Origin of the sequence: Novosphingobium sp., from assembly GCF_030699305.1 — a bacterium.
Lineage (GTDB): Bacteria > Pseudomonadota > Alphaproteobacteria > Sphingomonadales > Sphingomonadaceae > Novosphingobium.
This window is the reverse complement of record NZ_JAUYNB010000038.1, coordinates 246,341-262,152: the sequence shown is the minus strand read 5'-3', so window position 1 is coordinate 262,152 and position 15,812 is coordinate 246,341. Positions and strand designations below refer to the sequence as shown.

The 15,812-nt window shown below is 63.2% G+C and carries 17 protein-coding genes and 2 pseudogenes; 16 read left to right on the top strand and 3 right to left on the bottom strand.

Annotated elements, in window-relative coordinates:
- Positions 1 to 9 precede the first annotated feature (9 nt).
- From Q8Q53_RS15915 to Q8Q53_RS15875, 9 genes and pseudogenes are all read left to right on the top strand, one after another.
- A complete protein-coding gene (locus tag Q8Q53_RS15915; RefSeq protein ID WP_305702763.1) occupies positions 10 to 447 on the top strand; it encodes a DNA-binding transcriptional regulator in 438 nt (145 codons plus the stop codon).
- A 23-nt stretch (positions 448 to 470) separates the two neighbouring features.
- Positions 471 to 932 carry a hypothetical protein gene (locus tag Q8Q53_RS15910; protein ID WP_305702762.1) on the top strand — a complete coding sequence of 154 codons (462 nt, stop codon included), beginning with the start codon at positions 471 to 473 and terminating at the stop codon, positions 930 to 932.
- Between the two features lie 32 nt (positions 933 to 964).
- Entirely contained in the window at positions 965 to 1,681 is a 717-nt protein-coding gene (locus tag Q8Q53_RS15905) for an IS6 family transposase (protein ID WP_305702761.1), read from the top strand.
- Between the two features lie 65 nt (positions 1,682 to 1,746).
- A pseudogene (locus tag Q8Q53_RS15900) lies at positions 1,747 to 1,896 on the top strand (MBL fold metallo-hydrolase); the annotation flags it as partial.
- A gap of 74 nt (positions 1,897 to 1,970) precedes the next feature.
- Entirely contained in the window at positions 1,971 to 2,459 is a 489-nt protein-coding gene (locus Q8Q53_RS15895; RefSeq protein WP_305702760.1) for a cytochrome c, read from the top strand.
- A gap of 74 nt (positions 2,460 to 2,533) precedes the next feature.
- Positions 2,534 to 3,229: a class I SAM-dependent methyltransferase gene (locus Q8Q53_RS15890; RefSeq protein WP_305702794.1), complete on the top strand. Its 696-nt coding sequence runs from the start codon at positions 2,534 to 2,536 to the stop codon at positions 3,227 to 3,229.
- A 28-nt stretch (positions 3,230 to 3,257) separates the two neighbouring features.
- Positions 3,258 to 3,755, top strand: coding sequence for a DUF2202 domain-containing protein (locus Q8Q53_RS15885; protein WP_305702759.1), 498 nt, complete (start codon positions 3,258 to 3,260; stop codon positions 3,753 to 3,755).
- Positions 3,756 to 3,906: 151 nt separating this feature from the next.
- Entirely contained in the window at positions 3,907 to 4,557 is a 651-nt protein-coding gene (locus Q8Q53_RS15880; protein ID WP_305702758.1) for a peroxiredoxin, read from the top strand.
- Positions 4,554 to 4,940 (top strand): helix-turn-helix transcriptional regulator, encoded by a 387-nt coding sequence (locus Q8Q53_RS15875; RefSeq protein ID WP_305702757.1) that lies wholly within the window; start codon positions 4,554 to 4,556, stop codon positions 4,938 to 4,940. The genes Q8Q53_RS15880 and Q8Q53_RS15875 overlap by 4 nt, the downstream gene beginning before the upstream one ends.
- On the opposite strand, the gene Q8Q53_RS15870 is transcribed toward Q8Q53_RS15875, so the two are convergent.
- Together Q8Q53_RS15870 and Q8Q53_RS15865 are read right to left on the bottom strand one after the other, a co-directional pair.
- The gene (locus Q8Q53_RS15870) at positions 4,921 to 6,525 is read right to left on the bottom strand and encodes an ATP-binding cassette domain-containing protein (protein WP_305702756.1); all 1,605 of its coding nucleotides are present in this window, start codon (positions 6,523 to 6,525) and stop codon (positions 4,921 to 4,923) included. The genes Q8Q53_RS15875 and Q8Q53_RS15870 overlap by 20 nt on opposite strands.
- A complete protein-coding gene (locus tag Q8Q53_RS15865; RefSeq protein WP_305702755.1) occupies positions 6,522 to 8,141 on the bottom strand; it encodes an ABC transporter ATP-binding protein/permease in 1,620 nt (539 codons plus the stop codon). The genes Q8Q53_RS15870 and Q8Q53_RS15865 overlap by 4 nt, the downstream gene beginning before the upstream one ends.
- A 124-nt stretch (positions 8,142 to 8,265) precedes the next feature.
- Here Q8Q53_RS15865 and Q8Q53_RS15860 point away from each other — a divergent pair, with 124 nt between their 5' ends.
- The 5 genes and pseudogenes from Q8Q53_RS15860 (at position 8,266) to Q8Q53_RS15840 (ending at position 12,474) form a co-directional block, all read left to right on the top strand.
- Positions 8,266 to 9,834: a cytochrome ubiquinol oxidase subunit I gene (locus tag Q8Q53_RS15860; RefSeq protein WP_305702754.1), complete on the top strand. Its 1,569-nt coding sequence runs from the start codon at positions 8,266 to 8,268 to the stop codon at positions 9,832 to 9,834.
- Positions 9,835 to 9,848: 14 nt separating this feature from the next.
- Positions 9,849 to 10,997: a cytochrome d ubiquinol oxidase subunit II gene (gene cydB / locus Q8Q53_RS15855; protein WP_305702753.1), complete on the top strand. Its 1,149-nt coding sequence runs from the start codon at positions 9,849 to 9,851 to the stop codon at positions 10,995 to 10,997.
- A gap of 12 nt (positions 10,998 to 11,009) precedes the next feature.
- On the top strand, positions 11,010 to 11,120 hold the full coding sequence (gene cydX / locus Q8Q53_RS15850) for a cytochrome bd-I oxidase subunit CydX (RefSeq protein ID WP_101797211.1): 111 nt from the start codon (positions 11,010 to 11,012) through the stop codon (positions 11,118 to 11,120).
- Between the two features lie 8 nt (positions 11,121 to 11,128).
- Positions 11,129 to 11,695: a DUF3365 domain-containing protein gene (locus tag Q8Q53_RS15845; RefSeq protein ID WP_305702752.1), complete on the top strand. Its 567-nt coding sequence runs from the start codon at positions 11,129 to 11,131 to the stop codon at positions 11,693 to 11,695.
- A 62-nt stretch (positions 11,696 to 11,757) separates the two neighbouring features.
- A pseudogene (locus Q8Q53_RS15840) lies at positions 11,758 to 12,474 on the top strand (IS6 family transposase).
- Positions 12,475 to 12,555: 81 nt separating this feature from the next.
- On the opposite strand, the gene Q8Q53_RS15835 reads toward Q8Q53_RS15840, so the two are convergent.
- A complete protein-coding gene (locus tag Q8Q53_RS15835; protein ID WP_305702751.1) occupies positions 12,556 to 14,466 on the bottom strand; it encodes an FAD-binding monooxygenase in 1,911 nt (636 codons plus the stop codon).
- 179 nt (positions 14,467 to 14,645) lie between these two features.
- Between Q8Q53_RS15835 and Q8Q53_RS15830 the strand changes: the two genes are divergently transcribed.
- The gene (locus Q8Q53_RS15830; RefSeq protein WP_305702750.1) at positions 14,646 to 15,068 is read left to right on the top strand and encodes a MarR family winged helix-turn-helix transcriptional regulator; all 423 of its coding nucleotides are present in this window, start codon (positions 14,646 to 14,648) and stop codon (positions 15,066 to 15,068) included.
- Between the two features lie 90 nt (positions 15,069 to 15,158).
- Entirely contained in the window at positions 15,159 to 15,806 is a 648-nt protein-coding gene (locus tag Q8Q53_RS15825) for a TetR/AcrR family transcriptional regulator (protein WP_305702749.1), read from the top strand.
- Positions 15,807 to 15,812: the final 6 nt, after the last annotated feature.

The following is a 15,812-nucleotide window of genomic DNA, read 5'->3' as shown; positions in this document are numbered from 1 at the left end:
GAGGCGAGCATGTATCATTATCGGGAGTGCGGCCTTCGCAACGTCTGGCTGGCGAATGGCTACGATGAACACGACACGCCCTATGGGCCGGGCATCGCCATCCATGACGTGGAGGGCCTGCACCGTGCCATTGCGCATGGGATCATCAACAAGGGCGGTAAGCTGACCGGCACCGAATTGCGCTTCATTCGCCAAGAGATGAGCCTGAGCCAAGCCAAGCTGGCCACCATGCTTGGCAATGAGGCTCAGACGGTCGCTCTATGGGAGAAGCGGGGCGGCCAGCCGAAGATTGCTGATCGTTTCATTCGTGCGATCTACCGGGAATTGAATGAGGGCAACGCCCATATCCGCGACATGATCGAGCGGCTGGTGGATTCCGACCTTGAGGAAAGCGACGCCCGCATTACGCTGGAACAAGATAGCAGCGGCTGGAAAGTTGCTGCCTAGACGTATTGCGGGGGAAGTTGAGCATGGGCCAAATTGAACAGCGAACGCGCCTAGCCCGGCTATTAATAGCTCCTCCACCCGTTGTTTACGAGGAACTCAAACCTTACAGCGCAGACGTTCAAGCATCGCCCTACACATCTGCCAGCGAAGAGCTTGAAGCCAGCCTGGCCGCAAGGAACGATCCTCTCATTGATTTGGCCATTGCCAGCTTTGGGGCATCGCACGAAACCATTGGGGAGTTGTACCGTAAGGGTAAATCTCCCCCAGTTGACGGGGCGGATGCGCAATACAGGCAGGGCCTTCGCTTGGCAGTCCTCGCAAACGAAACAATCGACAGCAAAGGGTTTTTGAGCCGGTTCCCCGAAAACACAATCGGGGAACCGGAACTGGCCGTTGTAATGACCAGCAGCGATTGGATCGAAGCGGAAACCTTGATCCTGAATCCTACTATCGCTGAGGCGGTGTCAAAAGGATTGCACCGCTAGCGATGAAGCCGCGCGGCGGGTAGTGTGCGGCCATGCCCCGCCCTCGAAAACCCGCCAATCCGTTCCGATATTTCCATTCATCGCCCGAGGTGATCCGCCTCGTGGTGATGATGTACGTCCGCTTCCCGCTGTCACTGCGAAACGTCGAGGATCTGCTATTTGAGCGCGGTATCGATATTTGCCACGAAGCCGTTCGCCTCTGGTGGAACCGCTTCGGCCCGCTGTTCGCCGCCGACATCCGGCGCCAGCGGGTCAGCCGGATGAAGGGGTTCCGACACTGGCGCTGGCATCTCGACGAGGTCTACATGAAGATCAGCGGCGAGATGCACTACCTCTGGCGCGCCGTGGATCACGAGGGCGAGGTGCTGGAAAGCTATGTCACCAAAAACCGCGATAAATCAGCGGCTTTGCGGTTCATGCGCAAGGCTTTGAAACGTCATGGCCGGGCTGAAGCCATCGTCACCGACGGCCTGAAATCCTATCCTGCCGCGATGCGCGAGCTGGGTAACGAGGCGCGTCGCGAGGTCGGCCGCCACGCCAACAATCGGGCGGAGAACTCCCACCTACCCTTTCGCCGACGAGAACGGGCCATGCAGCGGTTCCGCCAGATGAAGTCGTTACAAAAATTCGCTTCCGTTCACGGCTCCATCTACAACCACTTCAATCAGGAACGTCATCTCGTCGACCGACAAACTTACAAGCTTCGCCGCTCGGCCGCCCTGGCCGAGTGGCAAAACCTCATGGCCTGAGGTGCTGCGCGGGTAAGGGGGCGTTTGACCGGCAGAGAACGTTTCGCATCAGAATGACACCTCCGTTCGTTGCCATGCGCGAAGCACGCGACGCGACGCTGGCCATGCCTCGGCTGATCCTGCCCTCGGTTCAGGTCAACATGAACTGCGGCCGGCTTCCCGAGCCGGAAGGCAACGGCGTCCGCTATCTCAGACTGCCGCTCAATCTGTTGTGAAAAACATATTTTCCTAATATAAGATTTGTCTTATGTGAATGGCAGAGTGCCGGTTCGCGGAGAAACACAGTCAGATGACAAAGCTTCAAGCCAGGGTGATCGTCCTCCTGCTGGCAGCCATCCTGCTGGCCCTGGTTGCCATGCAGTTCGGACAGCGATCCGCCGGTCCGGCCCCAACCCAGCCGATTGCCAGCAACGACGGGCGCGAACCGGTCCAGCTAGACCCACAGCAACTCGATTATTCGCTGGCGCAGATGCGCGGCCTGCTGGCAGGACTGAATGAATACGATCGGGCTATCGGCAACAGCGCCCTTGCGGCCCTTGCCGATCTGGCCGCCAGGCACGGCCCCGGTGCTGGAAAGACCGCACCGGCAGGGCTTCACGATGCCCAGCCGGCCAATTTTCGCGCGCTCAGCGCAACCATGCGGCAAGCCTTCGCGACCATGGAGAAGGCTGCCCGCGCCGGTGATCTGGCCGGAGTCCGGTCTGCCCGCGAAACCGCCGGAAACGCCTGCGTGGCCTGTCATGAGAGCTACCGTTTCGAGCCGAAGCCGGTAGGATGACGGTTCGCATGGCGGTGCCTCGGGATCGTCCGCCATTGGCCCTTAACTCTGCAAGGAAACATGAAGTGACCGAAATGGACCGCATCGATCTGGGCGAATGCAACGATCCGGGGGCCATCAGCGCGCTGATCGATCCCGCCGGCCTGAAGCTGGTCGATATCGGGTGCGGGCCGGCCGCGATTTCCCGCGAACTGGTAAAACTGGGTGCCAGCGTGATCGGGGTAGAGCCCGATCCGATCCAGGCCGCCAAGAACCGCGAGGCGGAACCCGTGGATGGACTGGTCCTGCTGGAAGGCGGCGGCGAATCGCTGCCGCTGGACGCCGGTTCGGTCGATGGGGTGCTGTTCTTCCGCTCGCTTCACCACGTGCCGATCGGCCAGATGGACACGGCTCTGGCGGAAGCCACCCGGGTGGTAAAAACGCAGAGCGGGTTCATCTGCGTCGTCGAACCCGGGATGACCGGCACCCACTTCGCGGTCATGCGGCCGTTCCACGACGAAACCCTGGTCCGCACCGAAGCCCAGGCCGCCCTTGCCCGCTTTGCCGGACGGTTCAGCGAGGAAGGCCGCTATCACTATGCCATGTATCCCCGCTACCCCAGCTTCGAAGCCATGGTGGCGCGAGTGACCGGCCAGACCTTCAACGCCATCACCCGCGACATGGTTGAAACCGAGGAAGTCCGGACCCTGTTCGAGAACGGCCGCTCCGATCAGGGCGACTACGTGTTCGACCAGCCGATGCTGCTCAATTTCTACCGGGCAAGGCGCTGAACCCGGCCCGCATCAAGAGGAAGCCGCGATGACCGATGCCGCACTGACCCGGATCCTCCACGATGCGCTGGAAGACGAGCGCAAGGCCGAGGCCACCTACGGCGCGGTGATCGAGAAGTTCGGGCCGGTGCGGCCCTTCGTGCGAATCATTGAGGCCGAGCGGCGCCATGCCGCTGCGGTCGAGCGGCAGATGGAGCGGCTGGGAATTCCGCTGCCGGCCAATGCCTGGGCCGACAAAGGGGTTGCCCCGGCCACATTGGCCCAGGCCTGCAAGGAAGCAATCGCGGCGGAAATCGAGAATATCGCGCTTTATGACTGCCTGCTGCCCGGGGTTTCAGACCCTCAGGTTCTGAAGGTCCTGACCGACCTGCAGGCTGCCTCGCGCGAACGGCACCTGCCGGCCTTCCGGCGCTGCCTGGAGCGTGAGACGGGCGGCGGAGGCCGGGGCGGCATGGGCCAGGCGGGCGGACCGCACCAGGGCCGCGGGCACACAGGCCGCAGACAACAGGGACACGGCTGTCCCTGAAGCCGCGCACAAATCCACCTAGGCCGGCTGACATGGATCAATGACGCCTGCCGTTCCCTTCCCAAGACCCTGACCGGGCCGCCGGCATGGGCGGTCGTTGCATGTCGATTGCAATATATTTAAAACGATCAATTGGGTTGGGGTAGGAATCATGAGCAGTCAGACGGATCCGAACGGCTTCGAGCCACTGCGCATTGGCGAGGCAGCGCCTGATTTTGTCGCGCGATCGACCGAAGGGATGGTCCGCTTGAGCGACTATCGCGGCCGCTGGCTGATGTTCTTTTCCCACCCCGGCGATTTCACGCCGGTCTGCACCAGCGAATTCATCTCATTGGCCCATGCCTGGCCCCGGTTCGAGGAGCTTGAATGCAGCCTGCTGGGCCATTCGGTCGACAGCCTGTTCTCGCATCTGGCGTGGCTGCGCGCGATTCATGACGATCTGGGCGTCACCGTGCCCTTCCCGATTGTCGAGGACCCCAATCTGGAGATTGCCCGGGCCTATGGCATGGTCTCGGCCGAACAGGACAATGCCGCTTCGGTCCGCGCGGTCTATTTCATCGACCCCAGGGGCATCGTCCGGGCGATGAACTGGTATCCGCTGGCAGTTGGCCGATCGGTCGAGGAAATGCTTCGGATCGTCGCGGCCCTGCGCCGGACCGAAGCCGGGGATTGCCTCACTCCGGAGGGCTGGGAACCGGGCAAGCCGGTGCTGGCCCCGCCTGGCTTCAGCAAGGCCGAAGCCCTGTCCGGCCCCAAATCGACCGAATGGTTCTATCGCCCATTGCCCGGTGAAGCACCATGACGCTGCCTGACAGCGAAGTGCTGGAAGAACAGGCCGAACTCCTGCGCGTGCTTGGCCACCCGATGCGGCTGGCGATCCTCGCCTGGTTGGGGGAAGGCGAACGCTCGGTTGGCGATCTCGCCGAATGCACCGGGTTCGGGCTTTCGGCCCTCAGCCAGCAGTTGGCGATCCTGCGCAAGACCCAGCTTGTCACCGCCCGGCGCGAAGCCAAGCAGGTGTTCTACAAGAGCGATCCCGAAACGTTGCACAAGGCGGCAGCGATCGTCGTCGCGCTTGACCGGCACGAACCGGTCGCAGCGCCGCAGGCTCCGCCGTCCGGCCAGACAATCGACACGCGCCTTGGCGCTGCCATGTTCGCCCGGGTCACCCGGCCGGTTCGGTAACGCCGCCAAGAACCAGGGTCTGATCGGCCAGCCGGTGCAGGCCGGGGCGGTGGCTGACCAGGACCAGGCCGGTGCCGGTCTGATCCAGCCACCGGCCCAGACGGTCGGCGAGTTCGCTCTCGACCGTCAGGTCAAGCCCTTCACTGGGCTCGTCCAGCAACAGCCATGGCCGCCCGGCCAGCAGGGCCCGGGCCAGCGAAAGCCGTTTGCGCTGGCCGCCCGAAAGCCTTGCCCCATCGTCGCCAAGCCATTGCTCCAGTCCGGCGGGCAAGGCGCGGACCGTTTCGTCAAGGCAGACCGTGTGCAGCGCCGCCCATAGTGCATCGGGCGTCACGCCCGGACGCGCCAGCCGCAGGTTGTCGGCCACGGTTCCGGCAATCAGCCGGGCGTCCTGCGGCGCATAGGCGAAAATCTCGCGCAGGCGATCGAGGCCCATATCCACCGCAGCGACGCCGCCGATCACCAGTCGCTCGGGCGCATCGCCGCGCAGCCCCCCCAAGGTCTCCAGCAGGCGCGATTTGCCTGCGCCCGACCCGCCGGCCAGCAGAACCCGCGCGCCGGGTGCCAGGTCATGGGTTACACCGTCAATCGTGATGGCGATGGCGCTCCCCGGCCGGATCGGCGCTCCATTGGTCCGCCCGGGGAGATCGGCGAGACCGGCCAGCCGGGCCCTCGCCTCGTCGACCTGCTGCCGATCGATCGCGATCCGGGCCAGGGCTGCCCAGCCATCTGCCGCCGCCGCCGCCCCCAGGGCGGCCAGCGCCGCCAGCGCCGCTCCGCTATCCGCTAGGGCCAGCACAGCCGCAACGCCAAGGCTGGCGAGCATGACCTGTCCCGCACCGATCAAAGCTTCGCCCCGGACAAGGGCGAGGCGGGTCCTGGCAATCTGCCGGGAATGAACCGCCAGCGCTTCGCTCACCCGGCCGGCCAGTCCGTAGATGGCAATCTCCTCCGGGCTGGCTGCATAACTGGCATAGTCGCGCTTGAGGGCGGCGAGCGCCTCGGCGTGGGCATGGCGCCAATCCCCCAGCAGGACCAGCGCGCTGCTCCGCCCCAGGGCGTACATCGCCGCCAGAATCGCACCAAAGGCCAGCGCTGCGGCCCAGCCGACCAGCACGGTGGCGATCAGACCGGAAACTCCGGCGGCCAGCGCGGCCGGCATGGTCACCTGACGCACCACCCCGTTTTCCAGCGCATCGACATCCGAACCAAGGCTGGCCGCGACCTCTCCCCCGCTACGTTGCAGCGCGATCTGCGGTGGCGAACTGGCCAGCCGGTGGAACAGGGCCGGGCGCAGCCGGGCCAAGGCAAACAGTGCCGCCTTGTGGCCATAGACCCGCTCGCCATAGCGGCCGAGCGTCCGCACGATGGCCAGCGCCCGGATTCCCGCGCTGGGCAAAAGATAGTTGAAGGTCCGCGCCGTCGCCATTCCCCCTGCCCCGGCCAGTGCCGCTCCGGTCAGGAACCAGCCGGAAATCGCCAACAGGACAACCCCGGCAATCGCCGCCAAAATCGCCAGCGCGATGGCGATGCGCGCAACGCGCTTCTGCCCGTGAACGGCCTCGGCAACCATGCGGTCGATCATGACAGCGTCACCTTGCTGGTCGCCCCGGCTATCAGGGCTTGATCATGGGTTGCAGCCAGGATCAGGCGGCTGGCTGAAAGTCTGCGCAAAAGGGCGATGACCCCTGCCGCTGTCGCCGGATCGAGATCCGCTGTCGGTTCGTCCAGCAGCAGAATCGGTCTGTCGCTGAGGATCGCCCGGATCAACCCGATCCGGCGCCGTTCGCCGCCGGACAGGCCCGAGCCACGCGGATCGATGGCCAGGGCAAACCCTCGCCTGGCGATCAGATCCCCCAGCCCGCACTGCGCGATCAGGTCTTCGGGGACGGTCGCGACGGCCTGAATGCCAAGGGTCAGGTTCTGCTCCAGGGTTCCAGGCAGCAGGATCGGGCTTTGCCCCGACCAGCCGACCAGGCTGCGCAGGGCTGCAGGCTGTGTGGCCATTCCGTCCTGCCGTACTTCGCCCGCCTTGACCGGCGCGAGGCCAACCAGCCCCTTTAACAACGACGATTTCCCGGCACCGGTCTGCCCGGTAATGACATGCAGGCCCGGACCGTGCCAATCGGCCGAGATCGGGCCAATCGGCGCCCCTGCCTCATACTCCACCGTCAGCCCGGAGCAGGCCAGCGTTGTCGGCAATCCGGCTAGGACCGCCTCCGCCTTGGTTCCGGCGGACGTGCTGTCGGCAAAGGCCGCGTCGATCCGCCGCCGAGCGGCTTCGCCCTGCTGCTTGTCATGATAGGCCGCGGCCAGACGGCGCATCCCGAGGTAGAATTCGGGCGCGAGCGCGAGCGCGAAGAAGGCCTCTTGCAGGTTCAGTCGTTCCGGAGCGGGGAAAGGCAACAGCCCCAGCAGCGAGAAGCCGCAATAGACCGCCACCAGCGCAACGGATAGGGCCGCGAAGAATTCCAGCATGGCGCTGGAAACAAAGGCGATGCGCAGGATCTGCATCGTCCGTTCAGCCACTTCCCGCGCGGCATCCCCGATTTGTCGCGTGATCCGGTCTTCCCCGGCAAAGGACAGGATGACCGGCAGGCTTGCGATCCGGTCAACGAACAGGCCGGACAGACGGCTGAGTGCCAGGATTTGGCGGTCCGCCTCGGACTTGCCGGCCATGCCGGCCAGAGCCATGCCAAGGCCGAACGGGATCAACGTGGCCAGCAGAATCAGGGCCGAAAACCACGAGGCGGCGGCAACGACCGTGGCAATCAGCAACGGTGAAAGGATCGCGGCCCGGCGCAGCGGAGTGAAGCGGGCGATCATGCCCTCTTGCGCTTCGACATCGTCAATGGCGAGGCGCAAGTCTTCGCCCACCAGTCGGCCGCGCAGCAGCCGGCTAGGCAGTAGCGCCCCGATCAGGTCCTGACGCAAGGCATGCTTGGCGTGGTTGGCTGCCACTTGCCCCGCCTGGGCCGCCAGGCCCTGTGCGACAGCCCGGATCGCGCCGCCCAGCACCAGCCCCGCCAGCAGCCAGGCCGCGGCCGCAGTATCCGTGCCCGCCGCCCAGGTGCCGATGATGGCCGAGAGACAGCCGGCAAAGACAATAGCCCCCAGGCTGTCGACCAGCCACCAGCCTGTCGCTGCCGGCGACGAGGGTTGCGACGTTTGCAACGCGGTTCTGTCATCACTTTTGGACATGATCTGTTGCATCAACCGGGCTTGACCATATTATCATATTCTAATATTCGCAAAGTCATTAAATGAATGGCCCCGGCGAGTCGAGGGTCATTCGAATGCCCGATCTTGGGCAAGGAGCTTGCAGATGGACATGGCGGTTGTCGAGCTGAGCCGACTCCAGTTCGCGCTCACGGCGATGTATCACTTTCTCTTCGTTCCCCTGACCCTTGGCCTGTCGTTCCTGCTGGTCATCATGGAAAGCATCTATGTGATGACCGGGCGCGAGATCTGGCGCGTCATCACCCGTTTCTGGGGCAAGCTGTTCGGCATCAACTTCGTGCTTGGCGTTGCCACCGGCATCACCATGGAGTTCGAGTTCGGCACCAACTGGGCCTACTACTCGCACTACGTGGGCGATATTTTCGGGGCGCCGCTGGCGATCGAGGGCCTGATGGCCTTCTTCCTCGAAGCGACATTCGTCGGCCTGATGTTCTTTGGCTGGGACAAGCTTTCGAAGATCGCGCACCTCGCCGTCACCTTCCTCGTCGCGCTTGGCTCCAACCTCTCGGCACTGTGGATCCTCATTGCCAATGGCTGGATGCAGAACCCGGTCGGCGCGCGGTTCAATCCTGAAACCATGCGCATGGAAGTGACCGATTTCTATTCGGTCCTGTTCAACCCGGTGGCGCAGGCCAAGTTTGTCCACACCGTCAGCGCGGGCTATGTCGCAGCCTCGGTCTTCGTCATGGGGGTGTCGGCGTATTATCTGCTCAAGGGCAAGTGGATCAATGTCGCGCGCCGCTCGATGATGGTGGCCTCGGCCTTCGGCCTTGCCTCGTCACTCTCGGTCGTCGTGCTGGGTGACGAATCCGGTTACGCCCTGACCGACAACCAGCGCATGAAGCTCGCCGCGATCGAGGCGATGTGGCACACCGAGGAAGCGCCGGCGGGCCTGTCCCTGTTCGGCATCCCCGACATGGAAGCGCACGAAACCCATTGGGAAGTGAAAGTGCCCTATGTGCTGGGCCTCATTTCCACCCGCAGCCTGACCGGCGAAGTCATGGGCATCAACGAACTGGTGCTGAAGGCCGACGAACGCATCCGCAGCGGCATCGTCGCCTATGACGCGGTGGAAAAGCTGAAGGTCAACCGCACCGACATGGTCGCGCGTGAGCAGTTCGAGCGGCACAAGGCCGATCTTGGCTATGCCATGCTGCTGAAGCGGCATATCGCCGATCCGCGCGCCGCCACCGACCAGCAGATCATGCTGGCGGCCAAGGATACGATCCCCAACGTGCCGCTGATGTTCTGGCTGTTCCGCATCATGGCGGGGCTGGGCTTCTTCTTCATCGGCTTCTTCGCGCTGGCATTCTACTGCGCTTCGGCCTGCAAGTTCAGCAAGCGCTGGTTCCTGAAGATTGCCGTTGCGATCATGCCGCTGCCGTGGATCGCGATCGAATTTGGCTGGATGCTGGCCGAGATCGGGCGTCAGCCCTGGGCGGTGGAAGGGGTGTTGCCCACGTTCCTGGCCGCATCGTCGCTTACGGTCGGCCAGATCTGGACCACGATTATCGGTTTCACCCTGCTGTACGGCACGCTGGCCGTGATCGAGGTGCGCCTGATGATCGCCATGATCCGCAAGGGACCGGTTGAACATCATGAGCCCGAAGGGGCGCGCGGCAATGCGGGTTACGCCCCGCTGCCGGCAGAATAAGGGAGGCTGAGACGATGGAAATCCCTCTCGATTATGAAACCCTGCGGGTCATCTGGTGGGGCCTGATGGGCACGCTGCTGATCGGCTTTGCCCTGACCGATGGCTATGACCTGGGCGTGGCTTCGCTGATGCCTTTCATCGGCAAGACCGACGAGGAGCGCCGCATGGCGATCAACGCGATCGCACCGCATTGGGAAGGCCACCAGGTGTGGTTCATCCTTGGGGGCGGGGCGATCTTTGCCGCCTGGCCGTTTGTCTATGCGGTCAGTTTCTCGGGCTTCTACCTCGCCATGTTCCTGGTGCTGTCGGCCCTGATCCTGCGTCCCGTTGCGTTCAAGTATCGCTCCAAGCGTCCGGATGCGGCGTGGCGCAGCCGTTGGGACTGGGCGCTGTTCATCGGCGGCTTCGTGCCCGCGCTAGTGTTCGGCGTGGCGGTGGGCAACGTGCTGCAAGGCGCGCCCTTCCGGCTCGATAGCGACTTGCGCAGCTTTTACGAAGGCTCGCTGCTCGGCCTGTTTTCGCCCTTTGCGCTGATGACCGGGCTGCTTTCGGTCGCCATGGTCGTGATGCATGGGGCAGGCTTCCTGGCGGTCAAGATCGAGCGCGGGGCGGTGCTGGACCGCGCCCGCCGGATCGGCAGCGTCGCGGCGATCGCCAGCCTCGTCCTGTTCGCGGCCGGCGGCCTGTGGGTTGCCAATGGCGCGATGGGCTTCCGCCTGGAAGGCCTGGTCGATCCCAATGGCCCCTCGAACCCGCTGTTCGTGAAGGCAGTGGCGGCTCCGGGCGCCTGGATCGACAATTACGGTCGCTATCCCTGGATGCTGATCGCACCGATCCTGGGCCTTGCCGGCCCCGTCATCGCGCTGCACGGCATCCGCCGTCACAGCCATGTGCTGAACCTGGCCGGATCGTCGCTGGCAACCGTGGGCATCATCGCCACGGTTGGCCTGTCGATGTTCCCCTTCATCCTGCCGAGTTCCATCGATCCGCAATCGAGCCTGACGGCGTGGAACGCCTCCTCCAGCCACCTGACGCTGTGGATCATGCTGATCGTGACGCTGATCTTCCTGCCGCTGGTGCTGGCCTATACGGCCTGGGTGATGAAGGTCCTGTTCGGCCGGATCGGCTTGCGCGACGTGCGCACCAACCCCGACTTTTACTAAGGAGCGAAAGCGATGTGGTATTTCGCATGGATCCTGGGGCTTGGGCTGGCGCTCGCCTTCGGCATCATCAACGGCATGTGGCACGAATTCCAGTCGCCGCTGGACGAGGATCCAAACCTGTGACGCGTTTGTTGACGGTCGGCGTGATGCTGGCAGTGGCTGGTTGCGCGGCTCCCACACCGGAGCCGGTTGATGTTTCGGTCAAGTCAGCTGCACTGGCGGATCGCTTTCAGGCGGATCTTCAGGGCCAGCTTCAAGCGGCGATGAAAGCAGACGGCCCGGTCGGCGCCATCGGCGTCTGCCAGCAAGCGGCGCCTGCCATTGCCGCGAGGCTGTCTCAGGAAAGCGGGGCCGAGGTCCGCCGGATCGCGCTTAGGGAGCGCAATCCGGGTGCGGCACCCGACGGTGAACTGCGCGAACGGCTCGAACAATTGGCGGCCGCGCCCCTGACGGCAGATGGCAAGCCGGCGGTGATGCAATGGACCAGCGGTTCGGGCGCTGGTGCGAGAGCGCACTATATGCGGGCGATCCCGATGAAGGAGCAGCCGTGCGCGGCCTGCCACGGCAGCAACATTGCACCAGAGGTCAAGGGCAGGCTGGCCGAACTATATCCTGACGACAAGGCCACAGGATTCAAACCCGGTGACTTGCGGGGAGCAATCGCGATACGCTGGCCGCTTGCATCAGAAACACGCTAACGGGCGATGTCAAAGGGATTGCACCGCTAGCGATGACCAAGGTCGGCGCGTAGGGTCAGGCCATGCCCCGCCCTCGCAAACCCGCCAATCCATTCCGGTATTTCAACTCCTCGCCCGAGGTGATCCGCCTCGTGGTGATGATGTACATTCGCTTCCCGCTGTCGCTGCGGAACGTCGAGGACCTGCTGTTCGAGCGCGGTATCGACATCTGCCATGAAACGGTCAGGCTGTAGTGGAACAGGTTCGGGCCGCTGTTCGCCGCCGATATCCGGCGCCAGCGGGTTAGCCGGATGAAGGGCTTTCGGCATTGGCGGTGGCCTCTTGATGAGGTCTACGTCAAGATCAACGGCGAGATGCACTGCCTGTGGCGCGCCGTCGATCACGAGGGCGAGGTGCTGGAAAGCTATGTCACCAAAGACCGCGATAAATCCGCGGCTTTGCGGTTCATGCGCAAGGCATTGAAACGTCTTGGCAGGGCTGAAGCCATCGTCACCGACGGGCTGAAATCCTATCCCGCCGCGATGCGTGAACTGGGAAACGAGGCGCGCCGGGAAGTCGGCCGGCACGCCAACAACCGAGCCGAGAACTCCCACCTACCCTTCCGCCGACGAGAACGGGCAATGCAGCGTTTCCGCCAGATGAAGTCGCTACAGAAATTCGCCGCGGTCCACGGCTCGATCTACAACCACTTCAACCAGGAACGTCATCTCGTAGACCGACAGACTTACAAGCTTCGCCGCTCAGCCGCCCTGGCCGAGTGGCAAAACCTCATGGCCTGAGGTGCTGCGCGGGTAAGGGGGCGTTTGACCGGCAGAGAACGGTTCGCATCTGACTGACACCTCCTTCTGGCGCGCCCGCTATCAGGCAGGCATGAGGAAGCCGCTGAAGAAGCGGACAATTCCATCATAATCATCAAGCGGCATAACTCCCGACACATACTGGTCCGGACGGACCAGAACGACACAGCCCTCAGTCCGATCGATTTCGCGCATCGCGAAAATGTCATGCCCGCTCTTGATGTCGGCGCAGAACACCTTTTCGTAATCACACAGGCCGTAGCGCCCCTTGTGCGGGCGCAACAAGGGCGGCATCGACTGGAAGGCAAGGTCGCGGAAAGCCGGCTGGAACACGGCCCGGACATCGATCACGGCATCGCTGTCCTCGCCCGGCCGCGTGAACCGCCGCAATGGCGATACGTCCGACGTTTCGAGGAATTCACACAGGCGCTGCACTGCTCCGCCCGGCTGGCCGACATCAGCTTGACCGGCAAAAAGGAACATCCGCCAGCGCCCATCCGCTTCGATTGTCTGGCCAAGTTCCATCGACATGGCATCGGCCAGCCGGATAACCGGCGCGGAATGGAATCGCTTGCCCACGGGAAAACCCTGTGCAAGCACCTGATACTGCCCGTTACCGGTCAGGGCAGATGGTTCGTAACGGACAGTAAGCCCGGCGGTAAATTCACCATTGGCAATGAATTCGCGCTGGACGCGCGGCATCGCGCTGTCGGTATCGTCAGCCGACCGGTTACCAACCACGCGGGACCAGCGGTGATCAAAATCGACCAGACTTTTGGCCGCCGCGCGGCGTTCAGCGGTATAGCTGTGTAGCAAATCCGGTGCAGCGCGCCCCGTCAGTACCGCAATCAACTTCCACCCCAGGTTGAACGCATCGCCCATCGACACGTTCATCCCCTGTCCGGCTTTCGGACTGTGGGTATGGCAGGCATCCCCCGCCAGCATAACCCGCGGCGCGCGAATGGCCGTTTGGTCAGCCGGGACATCATCGAATCGGTCGGTCAGCCGGTGGCCAATTTCATAGATCGACCACCACACCACTTCCTTCACATCCAGCGTATGGGGAGCGAGTATCCGCTGGGCCTTGGCGATGATGTCTTCCACTCCCATCCCCCGGTCGGCCACGCGCTCATCTGCGGCCAGTTGATCAAGCTCGACATAGAGGCGCACCAGATAGCCGCCCTCACGCGGGAGCAACAGGATAGTTCCTTCGCCCGCAGACTGAATGATCGCTTTCATCCGGATATCGGGGAAATCGGTAACGGCCAGAATGTCCATCACGCCCCAGGCCTGATGCGCGGCATCGCCGTGCAGCGCGCCGCCAATTGCCTGCCGCACGCTCGATCGCGCGCCATCGCAGCCGATCACGTAGCGGGCACGCACCGTCTGCCGCTGACCCTCGCGGCCGGGTGCAGTATGTTCCAGCATGACCGTCACGGGAAAGTCGGCGGCGACCGGGTCAACCGTCAGATCGGCGACTTTCAGTCCGTAATCCGGTTCCAGGCGCGTCGGCGAATTCTGCATGACGTCCAGAAACATGTCGTGGACACGGGCCTGGTTAATCAGCACATGCGGCATCTCGCTCAGTCCGTCGGCGACATCCTGCACCCGCCCGACGCGCCGGATCTGCTCAGGCCTGTCCGGGTCCGGGCTCCAGAACGTAGTTTCGTTGATCCAGACCGACTCCCGCTTGACCTTGTCGGCAAAGCCGAACGCCTGGAACATTTCCATCGAGCGGACATTGATCCCGTCGGCCTGACCCTTTTCCATAGGGGCCAGTTTGGGTTCCACGATCATCGTCCGGATCGAAGGTTCGCGCGCGAGCTGCGCGGCAAGGCACAGCCCGGCGGGGCCGCAGCCCGCGATCAGTACATCAATGGTGTCCGGCAACGAACCGGAGCGGTCCCGCACCTCAGACACGGTTTCTGCAACCTCAGGGTCGCCAGGGCGGAATCCATTGAGGTGATACTGCATCGCCAATTCTCCCAAACTTGTTGGCTCAAACACACTGATGGCTTCGGCCGCCGCATCAATTTGATATGTGTACTTATCATTTCAAGTCAATCAAAAAGATAAGTGAACTTTCTAATTCACGCTGACTGGGTTACGGGCCGGGCTTGGTCGGTGCAGTTCGCAGGCAGGAAGGGATTTGGATGCAGGCACAAGACATGGCTGGCCACCTGATCCGCAGGTTGCACCAGTTGTCGACACAGATTTACACCGCCCGCACGCGCGAAGCTGGGTTCGATATAACGTCGGTGCAGTTCGCCGCGCTTGATGCGATAAGCGCCAATCCCGGGATCGACCAGGCCGGAGTAGCAGCGCTAATCGCCTATGACCGCCCGACCATTGGCGAGGTGATCAACAGACTGGTCGCAAAAGGGCTGGTAGAGCGGGCGATCAACGATGCCGACCGTCGCGCCCGCGTGCTGCGACTGACGCCGGACGGTCTGGACGTGTTCCAGCGGCTGCTGCCGATCGTCAGCGACTTGCAATCCGCCATTCTTGGCAATCTGCCCCCGGATGATCGGGCAGCTTTCCTGGCGCTGGCCAAATCCGCGATCCGGGACGCGTGATCAGCCCCGCAAAAATGCCGTATCCGGTGCGCGTTGCCATTGCCATGGCAAAGCAGCACAGTAATACGGCGACAGTCGAGGGAGTTGCAAATGGACGCAGAAGCAAAAAAGCGGGAGCGACCGCGCGGGGAGCATCGCACGTCTGCCGCCAACCGGCAAAAGATCCTCGAAGCAACGCTCCAGGTCGCTCAGGAATACGGCTATCAGGGCACGACCATTCCACGCGTCTCGCTGAAAGCACAATTGCCAACCGGAAGCGTCTATTGGCATTTCGAAAGCAAGGACATCCTGTTTGCCTCACTGATGGACCAGAGCCGTGAATGGCTGGAAGGCTTCCATCGCAAGCGCCGCCCGCTGGCGGGGGAAACAACACGCCAGCATCTGGAACGGATCTATTGCAGCGCTCCTGAAAACGAAGCACTGATCACCCAGGACTTCTGGCGGTTGGGTGTAATTCTCAGCGTCGACCAGTCGGTTCGCGAGCAAATCTCGCGCCAGCGGTTTCTCGATCTGCGCAAAGCGGTGATGGACGAATATACCGCGTGGTATCGCCAGACCCTGCCCGCCGACGTGCAGACCCGCTGCCCGGACCGCGCCTTTCAGATGGGTAAGTTCACGCTGGTCTGCGCGGACGGAAACCTGATCATGAACGCGTCAGGCGATCACCTTCCAGGCTACTTGCGAATGGCAGGAATAAGCTTGATTGCACTCGCAGAAGCGGCCCCTGGCACTTTCTGATCCTGC